The organism is Streptococcus xiaochunlingii (genome assembly GCF_006385805.1).
GTDB lineage: Bacteria > Bacillota > Bacilli > Lactobacillales > Streptococcaceae > Streptococcus > Streptococcus xiaochunlingii.
In genome coordinates this window covers 238,591-259,085 of record NZ_VFSG01000001.1, presented here as the reverse complement: position 1 = coordinate 259,085, position 20,495 = coordinate 238,591, and the positions used below count along the sequence as shown (strand labels likewise).

Sequence of the window (20,495 nt, the reverse complement as noted above, 5' to 3'; positions counted from 1 at the left end):
TTTGTCACAAGTTATATGATGCTGATTATAAGGACTTTTCACGAATCACTTCTACTTTGTAGCCATCTGGGTCCACAATAAAGTAATAGTTTGGAAGAGTTCCTGGCAAGCCTTTAGGATCTGTTACTTGGTAACCTTTTTCCTTATGCTCCGCATGAAGGGCTTCAAGGTCTGGCGTACTCAAGGCAACATGGGCAAAGCCATCTCCAATGACGTAAGGACCATGATCATAGTTGTAAGTTAATTCCAACTCATAGTCATCCCCTTCTAAACCAAGATAAACAATCGTAAATTTGTATTCAGGAAAATCTTTGCGACGCAATTCCTTAAAGCCAAACGCATCTGCATAAAAGGCAATTGATTTTTCTAAATTCTCCACTCGCAAACAAGTGTGTAACATTTTTGAAGCCATACGACACCTCTTTCTTTTTTTACTATTATACACTAGTCAGGCAAAAATAGCGATTATTTGAAATAGATGAAAAAAGAGGCTGGGACAAAAGTCCTAGCCTCTCAATTGTCTTTGGATTATCGAGCAAGACGCAGTGGTTGAGTGGGCTCTACTACGCTGATTTTATCAGCTTTTACAGCCCTACTCAACTATGCGGAGGTGAGACGACGAAATCGAATTCTAACGAATTACCGATTTCTGTCCCACTCTCTTACTTGTTTTTCGTTGATTTAGAACTTGATTTCTTTTTACTATCTGACTTGGTTGCTAGTTTGACCTCGAAAATAGCACCTTTCGGCTTGTTATCTCGAACAGTAATGGTACCATTAAAGGCTTCTACGATTTGCTTGGCTAAGGACAGTCCTAACCCAAAACCACCCTTTTGACGGGTCCGCGCCTTATCCACTCGGTAGAATCGATCAAATATCCGCTTTTTATCTTCGTCTGCAATCCCTGGTCCATTATCCTCTACCCGAAGATAGAGATAGCGATCCTTGAATTGGGCGACAAACCGTATCTTTCCTTCTTCCTCTGTGTATTTGAGGGCATTGTCATACAAAATGGTCATCAGCTGTTTCAGTAGGACCTTGTCAGACACCAGACTCCTTTCGACATGATTCTCATACTCGAAAATTTTATCATTTTCCTCGGCAATGATTTCATAATTGGCAAAGGTTTGGTCGAAAAAAGAGGGAGGGATTTCACAAAACTCAGGTTTAATCCCATCATCCCGACGGGCTAAGTTTAAGAGATTCGTCGTCAGTAAGCGCATATTGCGAACCTCATCCAAAGAGGAGGCGATATTCTCACTGGATTTCATAATTGTTGCCTCTGGCTTTCGGAACAGGGTTTCCAAACGATTTTGCAAAACGGCTAAAGGTGTCCGCAATTCATGAGAAGCATTTTCGACAAAAGCCTTCTGCCGATTCATGCTCTCTAAGAGAGGTTTCACACTCATTTTAGCCAGGAAGATACTTGCAAAGAGGGAAATGCCCCAGAAGCAAATCATGACCAAGGCGATTTGGCTCTCGTGTTTTTCACTGGTCTGCTCCAACTGGCTGATATTGGTCATGATCACGGCATATTTCACCCCATCGATATAATCATCGGGATCAATATCCACCAAATAAGCGCGGTAGCTTTCCTTCTGCTTATAATGATTGGTGATTTGAATCTGCTTGATCTTGTTTAAATAGCTGCGACTAAAGGTCACTGTTTTTAAATCAAGAAAACCATTGTCCGTCGTCACATTTTCAAAATTATCATTCAAGAGGATGGCTGTACTATTGGAAGTGACCGATGGTCTAGGTCCATCCTCGGGATCAGGTTCATCATCTTCTGGTCGGTCATCATCTGGTTCGTCTCTTCCCATCCCATTTCCGGTACGATTGGCCAAGCTAATGATGGAATAACGATCTTTACTCAGCATCTTTAAATTTTCATCAACCGTTGTATACAGACTTGACCGCATCACTTGAATAATAATCAAGGTCATGGTTGAGAAAATCAAGGTAAAGAGTCCGAAATAGCGGATGAAATAAGAAAAGTCATCCGCATTGACAGTTTTTTTAATTTTATTGAGCATCTTTCAGAATGTACCCCACGCTACGCAATGTTTGGAGATTTTTTGCAAAGTCTGTTCCTTTTAACTTCTTACGAATCTTAGAAACATACACTTCGACAACCGAGATAGTCGTATCGCTATCAAATCCCCAAAGTCGATCAAATATTTGTGTCTTGGGCAGGATAACATTTTGATTTTGAAGGAAATAGACCAAAAGATCAAATTCTTTACCTAATAGCTCCACTTCTTTCCCTTCAACAAGCGTAGAATTTGTCGAAAGATTAACGGTTACATTCCCATAAGAAAGGGTATTTTCATTGACCTTACCAGAGCGCTTCAGCAATGCTTGGATCCGCATTTTGAGCTCTTCTAGGTAGAATGGCTTGGTCAGATAGTCATCTGCCCCTAACTCAAACCCATGGCCCTTATCGTCCAAACTTTCTTTGGCTGTCATAATCAATACTGGAGTGGAAACACCCTTATCTCTCAATTCTTTCAGAACTTGGAAACCATCTTTTTCAGGAAGCATGAGATCTAGTAAAATGAGGTCATAGATGCCACTTTCAGCCTCATAAAGGCCTTCGTCTCCATCAAAGACCTGCATGACATCTGCAAAGTCATCTAAAAAATCAAATACTGAATTAGACAAACCGAGGTCGTCTTCGACTAATAGAATCTTAATCATGTGTACTTTCTCCTTCTCATTCTTCCATTCAGGGATGATGAGTATTTTCTACTCTATTATAACATGACCAGGCTTCATTCAGTAGCATTCAGATAGCGATTTCAAGTTTTTTCTTAGCCTGCTGTCCCTGTCTCATCCTTTGATGAATTGTTTGTATTGCTAGACGATTTTTTCGAAGAGGATTTCTTGGAGGACTTTTTACTCGATTTACTATTTTGTTGCTTGTCTTGTTGACCTTGAGGGCCTCCATTTTGTGGTGGTTGGCCATTCATGTCTCCTTGTCCTGGTCCACCGTTTTGGCCATCTTGCGGTGGCATACCGCCTGGTCCTCCACCAAATCCATCTTGTCCTTGACCACCTTGCGAGCCCCCTCCTTGAGGTGGTTGACCGTTCATTTCTCCTTGCCCTGGACCACCATTTTGGCCATCAAAACCTTGTGAGTTAGAAGGTCCATTTTGATCGTTCCCATGGCTATTTTGTCCTTGATGGTTTTGGGCAGGCTGGTTACTATTTTGTGTAGCTACTGCTGCTTGTTGGCGTTGGGGAGTCGTATTGGCTGTCGCCAACATTCCCAAGCCAAATCCACCAGTCATTCCTACGACAAGTCCTCCTGTTGCTGCGGCAGTTGCCCACCACTTAGGACTTTTCTTAACGACAATCATTTTTTCAGTTCTTTCTTGCTTTTGTTCATTCGAAGCTTGCATTCTTTCCATTCCTTAAATTATTTAAACAAGGCCTTTGTTTAGATAGGGATAGTTTACCGATTCTTCCTTAATCGTGACTAAATTTTTTCTTAAACTTTCCTAAAATGAGGATGGAGACAATTGTCACAGCTGAATAGAGGACTTGACAGGCTTGCATTCTTTTTTGTAGAATAGTTACCATAAAAATAAAGCGAGGTTTACTGTTTTGAAAAAAATAGAATCAATGACATTAATTGCTCTTGGAGCAGCTCTGATTGCTGCCCTATCTCCTTTTACAATCCTACTTGGACCCATTCCTATCACGCTTCAGACTTTAGCGATTGGATTGATCGCCAGCATCTACCGTCCAAAAGAAGCCACCCTTTCTGTTCTCATTTACCTCCTCTTAGGTGCCATTGGCCTCCCCGTCTTTGCAGGTGGTCACGGAGGCATCAGCTCCTTCTACGGTCCCACTGCTGGATTCCTTTTCTTCTTTCCCCTTCGTGCTTTGGTTACCTCTAGCCTCGCTGGCCAAAAGGGACAGCCCATTCGTATCTTCCTAGCTAACGCCTTGGGGGAAGTCGTCCTCTTTATTGGGGGTGCCTTAGGTTTTATGCTCATTACCCACCAGAGTTTGGATCTCACCGTAAAACTGGTCGTCCTACCTTTTGTATTACCAGATTTGATTAAGATCACGTTGACAACGGTTTTCGCAGTTATTCTCTATCGCAATCTCAAACATCTCCCATATTTCAAAAAAGCAAAATAAAAACTCTTAGAGAGGCCTACAAACCTGTAGGTTCCTCTCTAGGAGCTTTTTTTTCTTTATTTAGTTGCTAGAAGGGCTGTTTCAACCGCTGCTTTCTCCCGCTCGATAAGATCGATACGAGCCGCGATCTCTTTAATTCCCATCTTGATATTACGGCTGATCGCCATATCATCCAATTGAGGCTCAAAGAAGGCCTTGTATTCATTCAACCGTTCACGGGTCTTGAAACAGTTAGCTGGGTAGATGACAAACTTATCAAAGCTCATATCACCACCGAGTGCTTTCTTGATCCAATCCCAGTTTTCACGCGCCCAAGTCCAGGTTCTTCCTTGGGTAAAGTCATGGTGCAAGAAATTGAAGTACCAGCTCATAGCCAAGTCCTGAGGTTTCACCACATCCTTGTTCTTCCACTCCTTCAATAGAGCTTCCAAAGTTTCCTCATCCTTGGTATAAGAAAGGGCAGCCGCCAACTGGCGTTTAAAGTTTCCATCAACTGTCTTCACATAGGTATCCAGATATTGTTGGCTAAGCGCCTTGGTTTCCTGGTGTTTGATTTGGTTGACCAAGATTTGCAAGCGAATGGCAGCTGGAAGTTTTTCTAGATCAGCTGCGTGCGCTTCAAAGATAGCGCTCGCTTGTGCTTGTGCAGCTTCATCATTGGCCTTGATCATATTAGCAATCATTAGCTGACGAACTTTTTCGTCTTCTTCTGTTTCACCAGGCTTAGCTTCCAGTCCCAAGCGTTCGAAGTTGTAACGGTTCATCCGTTTCAACAACTCATGGAAGGCTACTTCTGTTTCAGTTCCTTCATCCACAAAGAGACTGATTCCGCTCAAGACGCTCGAAACAGCAGAAACGACCAAGTAGGAACTTTCTTCTGTCAAATGTTCAATCACTGGCAAGAGGCTTGCATAAGAAATTTGACCACTTTCCGCTAAGAGACGGCGTTCTTGAACCACTTGTAGTTTCGAAGTGCTATCCAAGTTAGCAAGTTCAGCAAGGATGTCTTCTAACAATTCCCCACGGTAGTCACTGATATAGTGAGCTGTATTTTCTGTATTGAAGCGAAGAGCTCCGTTGTTAGCTGCTTTCAAGGCACTGTAGTTTGGAATTTCTAAGACTTCAGTTTCCAAGGTATCTGGAATACCTGTCCAGTTGCTATTCAATGGAACAACCCACTTACGGCCTTTTTCTTCTCTTTCTCCGATGAAGAACTGCTCTTGACGGATGATCAAGGTATCGTTCTCTACAACAGCTGAGACAACAGGGTATCCTGGTTGCTCCAACCAAGAATCCATAAAGGCTGCGACATCACGACCTGAAGCTTGCCCAAGAGCATCCCAAAGGTCACGACCGATGGTATTTCCGTATTGGTGTTTTTCAAAGTAAATCTTCAACCCTTTACGGAAGGCGTCATCGCCTAACCAACGGCGAAGCATGTGCATGAGACGGCTACCCTTAGCGTAAACGATGGCTGGGTCAAAGAGGGTGTTGATCTCGTCTGGGTGTTTCACTTCCACATGGACGGATTGAACGCCATCTGTAGCATCGCGTTTCAAGGCAGCAGGCACACCAGTTGTTTGGAAGTCTTCAAAGATATTCCAGCTTGGTTCGATGGCATCCAAGCTGACATATTCCATCATATTGGCGAAGCTTTCATTCAACCAGAGGTCATCCCACCATTTCATGGTCACGAGGTTTCCGAACCATTGGTGAGCCAACTCGTGAGCCACCACTAAGGCTACTGTTTGACGGCTTTGGGCAGTCGAATTCTCATCAACAAGAAGGTAGACTTCACGGTAGGTTACCAAGCCCCAGTTTTCCATCGCACCTGAAGAGAAGTCTGGAAGGGCGATATGAAGAGATTGAGGGATTGGATACTTCACGCCATAGTAGTCTTCATAAAATTCAATAGCACGAACGGCAATATCCAATGAGAAGTCCAAGTTTTCTAATGGGTGAGCTTTGGTAGAGTAAACACCGACTAGGGTTCCATTCTTGGTCTTAGCTGTCACCCCTTGGAGGTCTCCAGCCGCAAAGGCCAAGAGATAAGAAGACATACGTGGAGTCGTATCAAACTTCCAAATCCCCGTTTCTTTACGGTTTTCCACATCGATTTCTGGCATATTAGAAAGAACGATTTCTCCCTCTTCTTGGTCAAATTTCACAGCCAAATCAAAGGTCGCTTTGGCTTCTGGCTCATCCACACTTGGGAAGGCTTCACGCGCAAAATGGCTCTCAAACTGAGTAGAGATCACTTCCTTCTTCACACCATCTACTGTGTAGTAAGAAGGATAAATTCCTGTCATATTGTCTGTGATCTTACCTGAATAGGTCAAGGTAATCGTTACTTGACCTGTCCCTTCTAATTCGACATAGACTGCTTCATTGTCATCATCCACCGTAAATGGACGGTTTTGACCTGCTACTTCTACTGTTTCGATGGTCAAATCCTTTTGGTGAAGAGAGATGCGAGTCTCTTTTGCTTTTCCGCTAATGGTCACTTTCCCTGAGAAAGTTTTACTAGAGCGGTTCAAATCTAAGAATAGATCATAGTGCTCAGGTACAAATGTATCAATAAAATGTGCAACTGCTTGCATGAGTAACTCCTTCTTCATTTTTTCTCACCTTCTATTCTATCATAAATCCTACTAACTGTAAGGTAAGAGGGGGCAAAACCAGATCTACAAAAAGACAAAAGTCTGAGATCATGACCTCAGACTTTCTTTTCTTATAATTCCACAATTTTTCCAGTTTCGAAGTAGACAACCCACTCACAGATATTTTTAGCGTAATCACCAATACGCTCCAAGTAGTTGATGACTTGGAAGTAATCACGTCCAGTAATGATCAAGTCAGGATTATGCTTGATTTCTTCTGTTGCCAGCTCTTGAATACGATCATAATACTCATTAATCTTTTCATCGCGAGTCGCTACTTCATAGGCCGTTTCAACATCCCCTTTTAAGTAGAGCTCCAAGGTTGCTTCAACAAAGTCTTTGACTTCTCGACCCATTTTGCTGATTTCTTCTTCTACAACCTTACTACGAAGTTCTCCCTTCATACGGATGGTTGCACGGGCGATAGATACCGCATGGTCTCCCATACGCTCCACGTCAGATACAGCTTTTAAGACAGTCATCACCATCCGAAGATCCTGAGAAACTGGTTGTTGAAGGGCAATCATCTCAAAGGATTTGCGCTCCAACTTCACTTCATATTCGTTAATCTCCGCATCATCTTCGATCACCTGACGTGCTAGATCACGATCATGAGTGACAAAAGCTCGAACCGTGCGGTTGATCTGGGTCAAGACTTCATTTCCCATGGCATAAAACTGATTATGAAGCTTTTCTAAATCTTCTTCAAATTGTACACGTAACATTTACTTTCCCTTTCTTATCCAAACTTCCCTGATACATAATCTTCTGTTTCCTTACGAGCAGGGTTCAAGAAGATTTTTGAGGTGTCATCATACTCGATGAGGTCCCCATCCAAGAAAAAGGCTGTCTTATCCGAGATCCGACTGGCTTGCTGCATAGACCTCGTCACCAAGAGCATGGTATAACGGTCCTTCAAGCCATAAAGTGTTTCTTCAATCTTTCCAGCAGAAATCGGGTCCAAGGCTGAGGTTGGCTCATCCAAGAGGATAATCTTAGGGCTGGTTGCCAATACACGCGCCACACAAACCCGTTGTTGCTGCCCCCCTGAAAGCCCAATCGCTGAATCATGGAGACGATCCTTGACCTCATCCCAAATAGAAGCATTTTTCAAAGAGGTTTCGACTGCTTCATCCAAGACTTGCTTGTCCTTGACCCCATTAATCATGAGTCCGTAAGTGACATTGTCATAGATCGACATAGGGAAGGGGTTGGGCTGTTGAAAGACCATCCCGATTTCCTTACGAAGCTCTACTGTATCTGTCCGAGGACTATAGATATTATGACCATTGTAGAGGACGGTTCCTGTCGTCGTCACCTCATGGTTCAAATCTCCCATCCGGTTGATAGCCTTGAGCAAGGTAGACTTCCCAGATCCAGAAGGACCGATTAAAGCCGTGATTTCTTTAGGGGTGAAATCCAGTGACACACTATTCAGTGCCTTTTTCTTATTGTAATAAACCTACAAGTCCTTGACTTGCAAAATTGGTTCTGTCATGTTTTCATCCTTATGTTGTTTCTAAGTTGCCAATTCCTATCCAAAGTGACCAGATACATAATCGTTGGTCGATTGCAGTTTTGCATTTTGGAAAATGTTGGCTGTTTTATCATACTCGATCAAATCGCCTAGATAGAAGAAGCCTGTATAATCGCTAGCACGAGCAGCCTGCTGCATGCTGTGGGTCACGATGATAATGGTATAGTCCTTCTTCAACTCTAGCATGGTTTCTTCCAACTGAGCTGTCGCGATAGGATCCAAGGCTGAAGCTGGCTCGTCCATGAGCAAAATCTCTGGTTTAACGGAGATAGCTCGAGCGATACAGAGCCGTTGCTGTTGACCACCAGAGAGGGTCAATGCTGACTTGTGCAAGTCATCCTTGACCTGATCCCAGAGGGCTGCTTGCTTCAAAGATTTTTCGACGATCTCGTCCAAGACCTTCTTGTCTTTGACACCTGCCCGCTCGTGAGGGAAGGTAATATTGCGATAGATGGACTTGGCAAAGGGATTTGGTCGTTGGAAGACCATCCCGATATGCTTTCTCATTTCATAGACATTGATATCTGGTCGGTTGACATCGATCCCTTCGTACCAAATCTCACCAGTCACACGCGCAATATCAATGGTATCGTTCATCCGGTTCAAACTTCTAAGATAAGTGGATTTCCCAGATCCAGAAGGACCGATCAAAGCTGTGATTTTATTCTTCTCAAATTGCATATCCACCCCTTTGATAGATTCATTTGAACCATAGTAGACATGCAAGTCTTTGGTCGAAAGGACCACTTTTTCTTCAGGAAAAGTAATGATATGTTTCTCATCCCAATTGTACTTTGACATTTCTTCTCCTTTTATGCTGAGGTTAATTTCTTATGGAGGTAAGTACCAAGCTTACGCGCTCCAAAGTTGAAAATCAAAATGAAGATCAACAAGACTGCGGCCGATCCAGCAGATACTTCAATCGCATCTGGAATGGTTCCTTCACTATTAACCTTCCAAATGTGGACCGCTAGTGTTTCTGCTTGACGGAAAATAGAGATCGGACTGGTGACACTAAAGAGGTTCCAGTTGCTCCAATCCAAGGCTGGGGCAGACTGACCAGCAGTATAAATCAAGGCCGCTGCTTCCCCAAAGATCCGCCCAGAAGCTAATACGACACCCGTAATAATACTTGGCAAGGCTTCAGGTACCACCACGTGAATCACGGTTTCCCAACGAGAAATTCCAAGCGCAAGGCCGGCTTCCCTTTGTGTATGGTGGACATTTTGCAAACTATCTTCAATGTTTCGTGTCATCTGTGGCAGGTTAAAGACCGTCAAGGCCAAGGCTCCAGAAATAATTGAGAAGCCATATTGGAACTGCACTACAAAGACCAAATAACCAAAGAGACCGACTACAACCGATGGTAGAGAAGACAAGATTTCAATACAGGTCCGAACCAAATTGGTCAATGGACCCTTCTTGGCATACTCTGATAAGTAGATCCCTGCCCCTAATGAAAGTGGGAAGGAAATAATCAAGGTAATGACTAAGAGAAAGAAGGAATTATAGAGCTTAATCCCAATCCCACCACCTGCTTGGTAAGAAGAGGATTTGCTGGTCAAGAAGGTCCAAGACACATGCGGCAACCCTCTAACCAGGATATAGAGAATCAAAGAAGCAAGAATAGTGACAATAATTCCAGCAATTGCATAGAGAACCCCTGTCGCTATCTTATCTATTTTTTTAGCGTGCATAGTTCTTCTTACCTCTTTCTTTCGTGATCAATTTGATAACGCTGTTGAATGCCAAACTCATCAGCAAGAGCACCAAGGCAAGTGACCAGAGAACGTTGTTGTTAACAGTTCCCATAACCGTATTTCCGATACCCATGGTCAAGATAGAGGTCAAGGTGGAAGCTGGAGTTGTTAAAGATGTTGGAACAACCGCTGAATTTCCGACCACCATCTGAATAGCCAAGGCTTCACCAAAGGCACGGGCCATTCCAAAGACAACTGCCGTAAAAATACCTGAGCGGGCTGCTTTTAAGGTGACATGCCAAATCGTTTGCCAACGAGTCGCTCCCATAGCCATACTCGCTTCCCGATAGTGACGAGGCACTGCCCGTAAGCTGTCTGTTGTCATAAAGGTCACAGTTGGAAGAATCATGACAAAGAGGACAAAGACCCCTGACAAGATCCCAAATCCTGTCCCACCAAAGATGGAACGGACAAATGGAACCACCACTTGCAAACCAATAAATCCGTATACAACAGAAGGAATTCCTACCAACAATTCAATGGCTGGTTGCAAGAAGCGAGCTCCCTTAGGAGAAACTTCTGTCATAAAGACTGCTGCACCGATGGCAAAAGGTGTCGCCACCAAGGCAGACAAAAGGGTTACAATGAAGGAACCCAAGATCATTGGCAAAGCCCCAAATTCTTTCCCTGATGGATTCCATGTGGATCCGAAAAGGAAACTAAAGACATTGACCTTGTTGACAAAGAAGGTCGATAATCCCTTTTGGGCTACAAAAATCAAAATCAAAGCTACGACAAAGACGATCAAACTCATACAGCAGAAAGTAATGGTTTTACCAAATTTTTCCAACCGAGAATTATTGGACTTTGCGAGCATTTTTTTTGCTACTTCGTTCATGTTTTACCTAATTCTTCTTATTTCTTCGTAATGTTACCGTCAAGATCACGGCTGACTTTCATATCATTGATTGGGATATAGCCCATCTTACCAACGATTTCCTGCTGGACCTCATCTGTCATCATATAATCCAAGAATTTCTTAGCCAATTTACTTGGCTCTCCCTTGGTATACATATGTTCGTAAGACCAGATTGGCCAGTTATTGTTCACAACGTTTTCCTTAGTTGGTTCATAGCCATTTAACTTCATGGTTTTAACACTATCATCCACGTAGGTAAAGGCCAAATAAGAAATGGCACCTGGAGTTTGGGAAACAATGTTTTTCACCATTCCATTTGAATCTTGTTCCTGAGCCTGTTTTGGATCTTTCCCATTCATGATGATGTCATCAAATACAGCACGGCTACCAGATCCTACAGCCCGGTTCACAATGGTAATTTCCAGGTCCTCACCACCCAATTGCTTCCAGTTGGTATATTCACCAGTAAAAATCTTACGCAATTGTTCGGTTGTCAAATCGTCAACAGAAATATTCTTATTGGCAATGATGGCTGTTCCCGCTACTGCCACTTGATGGTCTACCAAGCTAGAAGCATCTATGCCATCTTTTTCCTCTGCAAAGAGGTCACTATTGCCAATGTCGACAGCTCCTGATTGGACCTGAGACAGACCTGTACCAGATCCACCCCCTTGGACATTGACAATCTTACCGGGATGCTCTTCAATATAACGATCTACCACCCCTTCAACGAGCGGTTGTAGGGCTGTTGATCCAACAGCTGTAATCGCTTCTCCACGGTCAATCCAAGACGCACAGGCAGAAAGAGAAGCTGCAAGTGCTACTGTTGCTAGCCCAAGGACTAGCTTTTTGCATTTATTCAATGTAAGTCTCCTTGAATCATAATCAAATATCGTTTAAATCTTATCTCTAAACACTTGTTATCTTCTAGTATTCTAGCAAGAATCACTCTATTTCCACTATAACATAGAAAGACGGCATTTCCTAATAATTTATCTAAATCTCAAACCTTTAGGAAAGAAATTTTTTAAGGTCCGTCCAGTCACTTTTGCAAAACCTAAACCATTTCCTCCAGCTAAGACCTGATACCAACCATTTGGGTAGTCTTGATCTAGCTGAATAGTCTCTCCAGCCACGTACTTCATAAAGTCTGGATCCGACAAGCTGACCGATTTCTTCACTTGATCTGGTTTCAGAGCTAGGCCCAAAGCAAAGCTAGGTTCAAAGCGATTTTTCTTAAAGGTTCCAAGGTGCAATCCATTGCGAGCAATCTTGACCTTTTTCAAATCAGGAAGTCCAACCGGCAAGAGATAAAGCTGGTCTCCAAAACATTGGTAGAGGCCCTCCAAGTCAATAGCCAAGCAATCCTTGGCAAAAGCTTGCCACAGTTTCTTCTGCTCAGCTGTTAGATTGGAACGTCCTTCCTTGATCTTCTTAACTTCAGGCTTTCCGTGATAAAGGAATTTAGCAACAAATTGCCCTTCCCCTTTGAAACGATGGGGATACATCCGGGCTGTTTCAGGATAGCCGATCCCCTCTACCATGCCATTGATTTTTTCAATCGGTAGCAATTCCAACTCATATTCTTCTAAGAGCCAAGAGACAATCTCTTCATTCTCTTCCGGTGCCCAGGTACAGGTCGAATAAACTAGCTGTCCACCTGGTGCCAGCATCTTGATAGCATCTGTTAAGATTTCTCTCTGGAGACCAGCACATTGGGCTGGATAATCAGGATGCCAATAGTCCATAGCATCTGGCTGCTTCCGGAACATGCCTTCACCAGAACACGGAGCATCCAAAACAATCAAATCAAAATAGGCTGGGAAAACCTTAGCCAAGCGATCGGCTGATTCATTGGTCACCACGACATTACGGGCTCCAAAGCGTTCGACATTCTCGACCAAAATCTTAGAGCGGCCCTTGTGGATTTCATTGGAAACGAGGAGTCCTTGATTGTCTAAATAAGAGAGCAAGTGGGTCGTCTTGCCACCCGGTGCTGCCGCAAGATCCAAGACCTTCATACCTGGTTTTGGATGAGCTACTTGGGCTACCATTTGGGCAGCCGGTTCTTGCGAATAGACCAGTCCAGTGACATGGGCAATGGATTTCCCTGATACCTTGCCATAGTAACTCCAAGGCATGCCTGGAATAGGTTCATCACCTCTGATTTGCTCCGCCTTCAATGGATTAGTCCGATAGGCAGATACGGCCGGCTCGTCAAAGGTTTGAAAGAAGGCCTCAGCCTCCTCTCCAAGTAGTTGGGTATACTTTTCTTTAAATCCTTGAGGAAAGGTCATGCGTCTTTTCCTTTCGTCAAAAAAGGTTGAATCTCATCTAGTTTACAAGTTGGGACCATCATGATAGGCTCCAAGGTCTCATAGCTAGGTTCTTTCCCTTCCAAGGTCAAGACTGAGTATCCGAGGCACTCACCCATAATAGCTGCTGCTGCATAGTCCCATGGCCAAATATAGCTAAAGTAGCCTAAAATGCCACCAGATAGAATCTTGGTAAAGCTGATACCAGCGCTCCCGTAGACCCGAATCCCCAAGCACTCTGCTCCCAGATCCGCCATGCCCCAAGCGTTGGACTTGAGCATGCCGACATTAGAAGCCACTAATAAGTCCCCAATAGGCCTATTTTGAAACGGTTTTAGTTCTTTGTCATTGCAAAAGACTCCAAAATCCTTTCCACCAAAAAAGAGATGGTCGCGCATGACATCATAGATCAAGCCAAACTGACCAAGACCTTCTTCAAAATAGGCAACCATAACAGCAAAATCTTCTTTTTGGGTCACAAAATTATTGGTCCCATCAATGGGATCAATCACCCAAACCTTACCGGAGTGAATAGGAGCACGAAGTTCATCTTCTTCAGCAAAAATTTGATCTTCTGGATAAGCTTCCAAAATCTTACGGACCAGGGTTGCTTGCACTTCCTGATCCATCTGAGTCACCAAATCCGTCGGATTTGTTTTGACAGTAATCGCTAGCTGGTCATGTAAGTGTTCTCTTAGATAGCTTCCTGCTTCTTTGACAATGGTCTTAGCAAATTCTAATTTATTGATCAATCGAAAACCATCCTTCCCCTTTTTCTTTCGCGGCTTTGGTTGCGCGGTAAAGTGAGTAGCCACTGACCTCTTCAAACTCCTTTCCCAGACGCTTTTCTTCGCCAATACTTGGGACAACTTTCTTAAAGGCCTTATAGGCTTCTAGGTAGATACGAGCATCTGCCTTTTGTTCATAGGCTTGTTCAACCTGATTAAAAAAAGAAAGCACCGAAGCAAGCTCTTCAGTGCTCCACGATAAATCGAGTGGGTAACTATAATTTTTATTCATATTAATGGATCTCCGCTCTTAATGTAGCAGATCTTAACTCTTCCTTACGATATCCTCGAGGGAGAAATGCGCGAATTTCATCCTCATTAAAACCAATTTGCATCCGTTTCTTGTCTAGAATAATTGGGCGACGCAAAAGACTAGGATTCTCCTCAATCAACTTGATTAAAGCAGAAATCGATAAATCCTCTACATCAACATTTAACTTCTGAAAAATTTTAGAACGAGTTGAAATAATATCGTCTGTACCGTTCTCAGTTAGAGCTAAAATATTACGCAACTCCTCAGTTGTTAGAGGACTCGTCATAATATTGTGTTCCTTAAAAGGAACCTCATGTTTTTCTAACCAAGCCCTGGCCTTCCGACAGGATGTACAACTCGGAGACAAAAATAATGTAATCATGTTCTTCTCTTCTTTTTTTGGACACACTTAGCTGACTCTATTATACAAAATTATTCCATGCTTGCATAGTGATTTTTTAATTTAGACAAAGAAAATTCTCCCCTTAAGGGAGAATTTCTAACAAAAATTAATTTGTCCATTTACGAGCCATGATTTCATCCTGGCGCAGTTGCTCCACAAGAGCTTCTACACTATCAAATTTGACCATTTCTCGAATCTTGTCTAACCAAAAAATCCGAATGGTGTGCCCATAAATATCTTTTGAAAAATCAAAGATATTGGCTTCAAAGCGCAGTTCCGTCCCATCAAAGGTCGAGTTTTTTCCTACAGAGGCCATCCCACGGTGACGTTTCCCTAGCACTTCTACTTCGACGACATAAACACCATCTTGAGGGAGATGGGTCCGATCGATAGGTGCCAGATTGGCTGTTGGAAAACCAATAGTTCGCCCCCTTGCATCTCCATGAACTACGATGCCACGGCTAGATAAGGGATACCCCAAAAGATTGGTTGCTTCTTTCACTTGGCCAGAGGCAATGGCCTGGCGAATACGGGTCGAGCTGATTTTTTCGCCCTGGTCTAGGACAGGTGGAACTACGATGACTTGGCCTTTAAAATAGGTTCCCAAATCACTAGCTACTTTCTTATCGCTACCAAAGCTATAATCAAAGCCTGCCACTAAGACACGAGCTCGAAGTCTTGTTAGGTAGGTAGTAACGAATTCTTCAGCCGTATGAGCCGCAAAATCACTGGTGAAATCAATGAGATAAAGATCATCGACTCCAAGTTCTTCCATTCGTTTAAAACGCTCCTCTGGATTTTGGAGGTGGAGGAGTAATTCTGGTTGGTAACGGGCAAAAGCCAATTTGGGAGATTCTGGAAAGGTCAAAAGAGCTACTCGAAGTCCTTGCTCATCGGCAATAGTGCGGGCTGTCCGAAAGAGCTCCTGATGCCCTCGATGAAGACCGTCAAAATAGCCCAAGACAAGAACAGTATCTGCTTGAGCTTTTATTTCTTTTTCACTAGATACATAACAAATGTTCATAAATTTATTGTAACACACTTTCTGTCAGAAAAACCTTGCGAGGTTTGTAAAGTTCTTCCCTTTTTTCCAAAATGGCTACCAACTTCTCTTGGTAAAAAGCAGCTAACTCTCTGGCTTCGCTCTCAACTGGAATAAAGCGTCCCACTTGGACTTCGCCAACCTCTTCAACTGTCAGCTCTACTTTTTCCAGATCCCCGGTACCAATCTCAAGTGGATGAAGGAAGCTCAAATCTCCTTGCCTTACCTTTTCAGCAAGCTCTTCCAGGGTCAAGGCATTATCCAGTGACAAACCGGCAGCACTGGTTCGGGTCAGATGAGACATATGGGCGGAGTAACCAAGCTTCTCTCCCAAGTCAACCGATAAGGTACGGATATAGGTTCCCTTGCTACATTTTACTCGGAAAGTAAAACGCGCAAGTTTATCCTCGTAGCAAATGGGACTGGTTCTTTCAAAACTATAAATGGTCACCTGACGTTCTGGACGTTCGACCTCCTGACCAGCACGCGCATATTCATAGAGCTTACGCCCATTGACCTTGACTGCTGAGTACATTGGTGGAATCTGGGTGATAGGCCCTGTCAGACTAGCAATGGCTTCATCAACAAGCTTTTCATCCAGTGGAGACAAAACAGGAGTCTCTGCGACAACTTCCCCACTAGCATCCTCGGTCGTTGTTGAATATCCCAGAGTGATTTCCCCCTCGTAGACCTTGCCCTCATCCTGCATGAACTCGACCATACGAGTCGCCTTCCCTACAGCAATGGGTAAAACGCCCACCACATCCGGATCCAAAGTTCCTCCATGGCCAATCTTCTTGGTGCCTAAGATTTTCCGAAGTTTAAAGACCACATCATGCGAAGTCATGCCCGCTTCTTTTTTTATATTAATAATTCCGTCCATGTCTTGCTTTCTATTTTCCTTTCTCATCATGTGGTTAATAAATTTTTTTAATTCGTTCCAGTATCATTAAACCATCCTCTCATGCCTTTAATTAGGCTATTGGTACCTTTTTTAAGATTCCTTTTAATGTAGCATCAATAATAAATCTATAGGTAAATACCCTACTATTCATCTCTATTTCTCCAATTCTTTATGATATTATAAATAGAATGTATCAGAAGAATTACTAATAATAAGAACCAAGAGCGTAATGATACCAAACTGACAACCACAACAAGCAAAGCTGATAAAAAATAAATGATAAACGCCTCTAACTTGGAAGGTCTTCTCCCCTCTGGAAGCATATCTAAATGTTCCTTCGTTAGAGCTGAGCGGTCACTGAATTGATAAAAGTAACGATATCTTGCAGATAAAGAATCAATATCTAAAAAGTCATATCCCCTAATATAATCAACTATATAAAACATCAGTAAACTGTCAATTTCGTCAATATTTTCAGTATAGAGAGAAAAGTTTCTCTTTCCAGCAATTGCAATATTACTTGCAGCATAAACGGCAATCGGAATGCCATCTTTTGTCACAGGTAAAATATCTCCTTTACTACCTGAACCTACACACCTCATTTCATAGTTATTTAAATTGAATTGAAAAACTCCATGCCAGTATGCTTGTTCCCATAAATGTTCAAATCTTTCTTCTTCAAAATAAATCAAATCCTTATTTAACCCTCTTGCGACTATTCTTTTCCTCTTAGAAATGAATTCTGATTTTTTCAAGACAAGAATTTCTACATCTTTTGCATATAGACGGTAACCTTCCTCTTCTTGAACGATTTCAATTCTTTCAGTCCAATGTTCATCATCAGGTAATTTTGACTGAAGGATAAATCCTTCTGAGTTTCCACGCAATTGTAATTGTATTTCCATGTTTTACCACCCTATTGATAAGCCCAATCCAAATGGTCCTAGTTTCATTTTTGCCTCTGCTTTTTAGTATCTGGACAATGATTAACAATCATGACAGGCTCCACACCTTCTCTCACCCGAACAACACTCCCAATCGGTAAAGTAGTACGTTCTGACATCAGTTTTCTCCTTCTAAATATTTCTGAGCTTCCTGAACATAAAAGAGTTCTGGATTTTCATGGGAGATGCTTTCAAACAAACTGCGAGTACGAGCTTCATCTCCTTTTAATTGGGCATTGAGAGCCCCGTAATAAGAAAACATGATTCGAGCTAGCCTATTTTCTGGTTCAGTGGTGTCGAAGTAGTCATTCACTTCTTTATTGAACAAAATATCTTTTATGGCATGGGCTTGAGCAACGAGTTTTGCCTTACCGTCTTTCGCATCTGGCGCCTTGGACAACTACAATCGGAAGCACCCCCACCACATCCGGGTCCAGAGTCCCTCCATGGCCAATCTTCTTGGTTCCTAAGATTTTCCGCAGTTTAAAGACCACATCATGTGAAGTCATGCCTGCTTCTTTTTTTACATTAATAATTCCGTCCATTTGAATTGATCTTTCTATCTCATGTGTGACCATGACGGTCACCGACCCTTTATTATACCATGAAAGCAGACTTCTTGTCCCTCTTTCCCCCTTCCCATGAGCTCCTAAAAAAACCCGTAGCAGATTTCAGACTTTTTAAAATGGGTTTGATACAATAGAAGACGAAAGAAGGTGTAACATATGTTAATGTATGATGTTATTGTTATTGGATTTGGTAAAGCTGGTAAAACACTCGCAGCGAAATTATCAAGCCAAGGGAAAAAAGTCGCTCTGATTGAAAAGAGCAAATCTATGTACGGTGGTACTTGTATCAATATCGCTTGTATTCCCACCAAGACCTTGATTGTTGCCGCAGAAAAAGGCTTGGATTTTGAGCAAGCCATGAAGGAGAAAAATGCAGTCACCACTCGTCTCAACGGCAAGAACTACGCAACTATTGCAGGAACTGGTGTAGACATTATCGATGCGACAGCTCGTTTCCTTTCCAACAAGGTCATCGAAATTCAAGCTGGAGATGAAAAGGAAGAATTGACTGCTGAAACCATTATTATTAATACTGGTGCGGTGCCAACTATCCTTCCAATCCCAGGACTGGCTGAAAGCAAATTTGCTGTAGATTCAACCGGTATTCAACGTTTGGAAAACCTACCTAAACGCCTGGGCGTCCTTGGTGGTGGACCAATCGGATTGGAATTTGCCCACCTCTACAATACCTTGGGTAGCCAAGTAACAGTACTGGATGCTTCTGAAGCGTTCTTGCCACGGATTGAGCCAAGCATCGCAACTCTTGCAAAAAGCTACCTTGAAGAAGATGGCATTCAATTCTTGCAAGGCGTTCATACCCAAGAAATCAAAGATGGTGAAGCTAGTTTAACCCTTGTAACCGATAAAGGAGACTTCGAGTTCGATATCCTCCTCTACGCAACCGGACGCAAGCCAAATACAGCTGGACTTGGTCTTGAAAACACAGATATCCAAGTCACTGATCGTGGAGCGATTCAAGTCAACCGTCATTTGGAAACCAGCGTCCCTGGTGTCTTTGCAGTTGGGGATGTCAATGGTGGGCCTCAGTTCACTTACATGTCACTCGATGACTTCCGCATTGTCTTCAACTACCTTACAGGTGATGGTAGCTACAATCTCGAAACACGTGGAAACTATGCGACAACACTCTTCATTGCTCCTCCATTGGCCCAAGTCGGCTTGACTGAGCAAGAAGCACGCGACAAAGGACTTCCAGTGGCTGTCAAAGAATTGCCAGTTGCTGCCATGCCACGTGGCCATGTCAATGCAGACCTTCGAGGTGCTTTCAAAGCTGTGGTCAACCCAGAAACCAAAGAAATCCTTGGAGCAACTCTCTTTGGAGAAGCCGCAGGTGAACTCATCAACCTGATCACCATGGCCATGGACAACAAGATCCCTTACACTTACATCGCAAAACAAATCTTTACCCACCCAACCATGGCAGAAAACCTAAACGACCTCTTTGCGATTTAACTAACATAAAAAAGCTGGAAATATTCCAGCTTTTTTTAGTTTAAGAATTCACAGACAGCCTCTTGAAATGCTTTATTTTCTTCATACAGAGCATGACCTGAATGCTTAAGAATAAGGAGCTGACAACCCGAAATCGCTTTTGCCAGTTCCTTGGATCCATCCACACCAATCACATCATCTTCGAGGGCACCAAGAACCAAAGTCGGACATTGAATTTCTTTTAAGACCTCAAGGCTATCATGAGTAAGGCAAGACTGAGACTGAATGGCAATTCGTTTCTCATCTTTGATTCGTCCCAAGCGCCCCATAATGTTAGAAAGAAAGCGCCACTTTTGGTAGCTCTTTTCCGTATAGGAGTGCTTTGCGATATCCAGCATGAGGTCTCTAAAAGTTCCAGATTGACTAAGCTTTTGCCAATGCTCAATTCGCTCTCTAGCAAGTTGACTAGGCTTCGCTGTTGTCACAGCTAGGATGAGCCTTTGAACCCTTTCTGGAAAATCTACAGCTAGCCATTGAGCAATCATTCCACCTTGTGAAATCCCCATAACATAGGCGGCATCTAGGTTTAGTGTCTCCATTGCTTCTGCTACATCTGCTGCCATATCTCGTGTCGTATAGCCCTGCCTCAACTCATTGATTCGAGAAAAAACATAAATTTTGTAACGTTTGGCAAGTATACGGTATGTGATTGAAAAAGGCATAGCCATACCTTTAACCGTCTGCACCCCATCCCCCAAGCCTGGTATGATAACGAGAGGCTTCTTTCCTTTACCAAAGGTCACATAGTCCATGGTTTTCTCATTCATGGACAAGGTAGCGTTCTTAGCTGAATACAA

Annotated in this window: 22 protein-coding genes and 2 pseudogenes; 2 read left to right on the top strand and 22 right to left on the bottom strand. The window is 43.0% G+C overall.

What is annotated here, in order from left to right:
* Positions 1–25: 25 nt before the first annotated feature.
* From gloA to FJR71_RS01360, 4 genes are all read right to left on the bottom strand, one after another.
* The gene (gloA, locus tag FJR71_RS01375) at positions 26–412 is read right to left on the bottom strand and encodes a lactoylglutathione lyase (RefSeq protein ID WP_023022851.1); all 387 of its coding nucleotides are present in this window, start codon (positions 410–412) and stop codon (positions 26–28) included.
* Positions 413–662: 250 nt separating this feature from the next.
* Positions 663–2,036 (bottom strand): sensor histidine kinase, encoded by a 1,374-nt coding sequence (locus tag FJR71_RS01370; RefSeq protein WP_140813881.1) that lies wholly within the window; start codon positions 2,034–2,036, stop codon positions 663–665.
* Positions 2,026–2,700: a response regulator transcription factor gene (locus tag FJR71_RS01365; RefSeq protein ID WP_006596563.1), complete on the bottom strand. Its 675-nt coding sequence runs from the start codon at positions 2,698–2,700 to the stop codon at positions 2,026–2,028. The genes FJR71_RS01370 and FJR71_RS01365 overlap by 11 nt, the downstream gene beginning before the upstream one ends.
* Positions 2,701–2,813: 113 nt before the next feature.
* Entirely contained in the window at positions 2,814–3,404 is a 591-nt protein-coding gene (locus tag FJR71_RS01360; protein WP_023022846.1) for a hypothetical protein, read from the bottom strand.
* Positions 3,405–3,609: 205 nt separating this feature from the next.
* Here FJR71_RS01360 and FJR71_RS01355 point away from each other — a divergent pair, with 205 nt between their 5' ends.
* Positions 3,610–4,152 (top strand): biotin transporter BioY, encoded by a 543-nt coding sequence (locus FJR71_RS01355; protein ID WP_140813880.1) that lies wholly within the window; start codon positions 3,610–3,612, stop codon positions 4,150–4,152.
* Between the two features lie 56 nt (positions 4,153–4,208).
* Here the strand turns inward: FJR71_RS01355 and FJR71_RS01350 are convergent, their stop codons facing one another.
* From FJR71_RS01350 to truB (FJR71_RS01270), 17 genes and pseudogenes are all read right to left on the bottom strand, one after another.
* Complete coding sequence (locus tag FJR71_RS01350; RefSeq protein ID WP_140814433.1) at positions 4,209–6,752, bottom strand: M1 family metallopeptidase; 2,544 nt, start codon at positions 6,750–6,752, stop codon at positions 4,209–4,211.
* 131 nt (positions 6,753–6,883) lie between these two features.
* Positions 6,884–7,537: a phosphate signaling complex protein PhoU gene (gene phoU, locus FJR71_RS01345; protein ID WP_006596567.1), complete on the bottom strand. Its 654-nt coding sequence runs from the start codon at positions 7,535–7,537 to the stop codon at positions 6,884–6,886.
* A gap of 14 nt (positions 7,538–7,551) precedes the next feature.
* Positions 7,552–8,310, bottom strand: a pseudogene (pstB, locus tag FJR71_RS01340) (phosphate ABC transporter ATP-binding protein PstB).
* Positions 8,311–8,346: 36 nt separating this feature from the next.
* Entirely contained in the window at positions 8,347–9,150 is an 804-nt protein-coding gene (pstB, locus tag FJR71_RS01335; RefSeq protein ID WP_048689960.1) for a phosphate ABC transporter ATP-binding protein PstB, read from the bottom strand.
* Between the two features lie 11 nt (positions 9,151–9,161).
* Positions 9,162–10,046: a phosphate ABC transporter permease PstA gene (gene pstA, locus FJR71_RS01330; protein ID WP_140813879.1), complete on the bottom strand. Its 885-nt coding sequence runs from the start codon at positions 10,044–10,046 to the stop codon at positions 9,162–9,164.
* Positions 10,036–10,947, bottom strand: coding sequence for a phosphate ABC transporter permease subunit PstC (pstC, locus tag FJR71_RS01325; protein WP_140813878.1), 912 nt, complete (start codon positions 10,945–10,947; stop codon positions 10,036–10,038). Before pstC ends, pstA begins: the two co-directional genes overlap by 11 nt.
* Positions 10,948–10,964: 17 nt before the next feature.
* Positions 10,965–11,831: a phosphate ABC transporter substrate-binding protein PstS family protein gene (locus FJR71_RS01320; protein ID WP_140813877.1), complete on the bottom strand. Its 867-nt coding sequence runs from the start codon at positions 11,829–11,831 to the stop codon at positions 10,965–10,967.
* Positions 11,832–11,960: 129 nt separating this feature from the next.
* Positions 11,961–13,265 carry an RsmF rRNA methyltransferase first C-terminal domain-containing protein gene (locus FJR71_RS01315; RefSeq protein ID WP_125329546.1) on the bottom strand — a complete coding sequence of 435 codons (1,305 nt, stop codon included), beginning with the start codon at positions 13,263–13,265 and terminating at the stop codon, positions 11,961–11,963.
* On the bottom strand, positions 13,262–14,035 hold the full coding sequence (locus tag FJR71_RS01310) for an inositol monophosphatase family protein (protein WP_125329547.1): 774 nt from the start codon (positions 14,033–14,035) through the stop codon (positions 13,262–13,264). The genes FJR71_RS01315 and FJR71_RS01310 overlap by 4 nt, the downstream gene beginning before the upstream one ends.
* Positions 14,025–14,303 (bottom strand): UPF0223 family protein, encoded by a 279-nt coding sequence (locus tag FJR71_RS01305; protein WP_048689976.1) that lies wholly within the window; start codon positions 14,301–14,303, stop codon positions 14,025–14,027. Before FJR71_RS01305 ends, FJR71_RS01310 begins: the two co-directional genes overlap by 11 nt.
* A 1-nt stretch (position 14,304) precedes the next feature.
* Complete coding sequence (locus FJR71_RS01300; RefSeq protein WP_040803090.1) at positions 14,305–14,706, bottom strand: Spx/MgsR family RNA polymerase-binding regulatory protein; 402 nt, start codon at positions 14,704–14,706, stop codon at positions 14,305–14,307.
* A 127-nt stretch (positions 14,707–14,833) separates the two neighbouring features.
* On the bottom strand, positions 14,834–15,751 hold the full coding sequence (locus tag FJR71_RS01295) for a bifunctional riboflavin kinase/FAD synthetase (protein ID WP_140813876.1): 918 nt from the start codon (positions 15,749–15,751) through the stop codon (positions 14,834–14,836).
* Between the two features lie 4 nt (positions 15,752–15,755).
* Positions 15,756–16,652 (bottom strand): tRNA pseudouridine(55) synthase TruB, encoded by an 897-nt coding sequence (truB, locus tag FJR71_RS01290; RefSeq protein ID WP_048689984.1) that lies wholly within the window; start codon positions 16,650–16,652, stop codon positions 15,756–15,758.
* Between the two features lie 164 nt (positions 16,653–16,816).
* The gene (locus FJR71_RS01285; protein ID WP_140813875.1) at positions 16,817–17,578 is read right to left on the bottom strand and encodes a hypothetical protein; all 762 of its coding nucleotides are present in this window, start codon (positions 17,576–17,578) and stop codon (positions 16,817–16,819) included.
* A gap of 44 nt (positions 17,579–17,622) precedes the next feature.
* Positions 17,623–17,736 (bottom strand): DUF4176 domain-containing protein, encoded by a 114-nt coding sequence (locus tag FJR71_RS01280; protein ID WP_172605081.1) that lies wholly within the window; start codon positions 17,734–17,736, stop codon positions 17,623–17,625.
* Positions 17,736–18,017, bottom strand: coding sequence for a hypothetical protein (locus FJR71_RS01275; protein WP_140813874.1), 282 nt, complete (start codon positions 18,015–18,017; stop codon positions 17,736–17,738). The genes FJR71_RS01280 and FJR71_RS01275 overlap by 1 nt, the downstream gene beginning before the upstream one ends.
* Positions 18,001–18,162 (bottom strand): annotated as a pseudogene (gene truB, locus FJR71_RS01270) (tRNA pseudouridine(55) synthase TruB); the annotation flags it as partial. The pseudogene truB (FJR71_RS01270) and the gene FJR71_RS01275, both read right to left, overlap by 17 nt.
* A 180-nt stretch (positions 18,163–18,342) precedes the next feature.
* Here truB (FJR71_RS01270) and FJR71_RS01265 point away from each other — a divergent pair.
* Positions 18,343–19,659, top strand: coding sequence for an FAD-containing oxidoreductase (locus FJR71_RS01265; protein ID WP_140813873.1), 1,317 nt, complete (start codon positions 18,343–18,345; stop codon positions 19,657–19,659).
* Positions 19,660–19,694: 35 nt separating this feature from the next.
* On the opposite strand, the gene FJR71_RS01260 is transcribed toward FJR71_RS01265, so the two are convergent.
* Positions 19,695–20,495: an alpha/beta fold hydrolase gene (locus FJR71_RS01260; RefSeq protein ID WP_140813872.1), complete on the bottom strand. Its 801-nt coding sequence runs from the start codon at positions 20,493–20,495 to the stop codon at positions 19,695–19,697.

What these genes read in the sequence shown, in the direction of transcription:
- FJR71_RS01300 (WP_040803090.1), bottom strand. Translation starts at nt 14,706, where the DNA reads ATGATTACATTATTTTTGTCTCCGAGTTGTACATCCTGTCGGAAGGCC.
- FJR71_RS01365 (WP_006596563.1), bottom strand. Translation starts at nt 2,700, where the DNA reads ATGATTAAGATTCTATTAGTCGAAGACGACCTCGGTTTGTCTAATTCA.
- FJR71_RS01350 (WP_140814433.1), bottom strand. Translation starts at nt 6,752, where the DNA reads ATGCAAGCAGTTGCACATTTTATTGATACATTTGTACCTGAGCACTAT.
- FJR71_RS01280 (WP_172605081.1), bottom strand. Translation starts at nt 17,736, where the DNA reads ATGTCAGAACGTACTACTTTACCGATTGGGAGTGTTGTTCGGGTGAGA.
- FJR71_RS01265 (WP_140813873.1), top strand. Translation starts at nt 18,343, where the DNA reads ATGTTAATGTATGATGTTATTGTTATTGGATTTGGTAAAGCTGGTAAA.
- FJR71_RS01295 (WP_140813876.1), bottom strand. Translation starts at nt 15,751, where the DNA reads ATGAACATTTGTTATGTATCTAGTGAAAAAGAAATAAAAGCTCAAGCA.
- gloA (WP_023022851.1), bottom strand. Translation starts at nt 412, where the DNA reads ATGGCTTCAAAAATGTTACACACTTGTTTGCGAGTGGAGAATTTAGAA.
- pstA (WP_140813879.1), bottom strand. Translation starts at nt 10,046, where the DNA reads ATGCACGCTAAAAAAATAGATAAGATAGCGACAGGGGTTCTCTATGCA.
- FJR71_RS01305 (WP_048689976.1), bottom strand. Translation starts at nt 14,303, where the DNA reads ATGAATAAAAATTATAGTTACCCACTCGATTTATCGTGGAGCACTGAA.
- pstC (WP_140813878.1), bottom strand. Translation starts at nt 10,947, where the DNA reads ATGAACGAAGTAGCAAAAAAAATGCTCGCAAAGTCCAATAATTCTCGG.
- FJR71_RS01360 (WP_023022846.1), bottom strand. Translation starts at nt 3,404, where the DNA reads ATGCAAGCTTCGAATGAACAAAAGCAAGAAAGAACTGAAAAAATGATT.
- FJR71_RS01285 (WP_140813875.1), bottom strand. Translation starts at nt 17,578, where the DNA reads ATGGAAATACAATTACAATTGCGTGGAAACTCAGAAGGATTTATCCTT.
- pstB (WP_048689960.1), bottom strand. Translation starts at nt 9,150, where the DNA reads ATGTCAAAGTACAATTGGGATGAGAAACATATCATTACTTTTCCTGAA.
- truB (WP_048689984.1), bottom strand. Translation starts at nt 16,652, where the DNA reads ATGGACGGAATTATTAATATAAAAAAAGAAGCGGGCATGACTTCGCAT.
- FJR71_RS01370 (WP_140813881.1), bottom strand. Translation starts at nt 2,036, where the DNA reads ATGCTCAATAAAATTAAAAAAACTGTCAATGCGGATGACTTTTCTTAT.
- phoU (WP_006596567.1), bottom strand. Translation starts at nt 7,537, where the DNA reads ATGTTACGTGTACAATTTGAAGAAGATTTAGAAAAGCTTCATAATCAG.
- FJR71_RS01315 (WP_125329546.1), bottom strand. Translation starts at nt 13,265, where the DNA reads ATGACCTTTCCTCAAGGATTTAAAGAAAAGTATACCCAACTACTTGGA.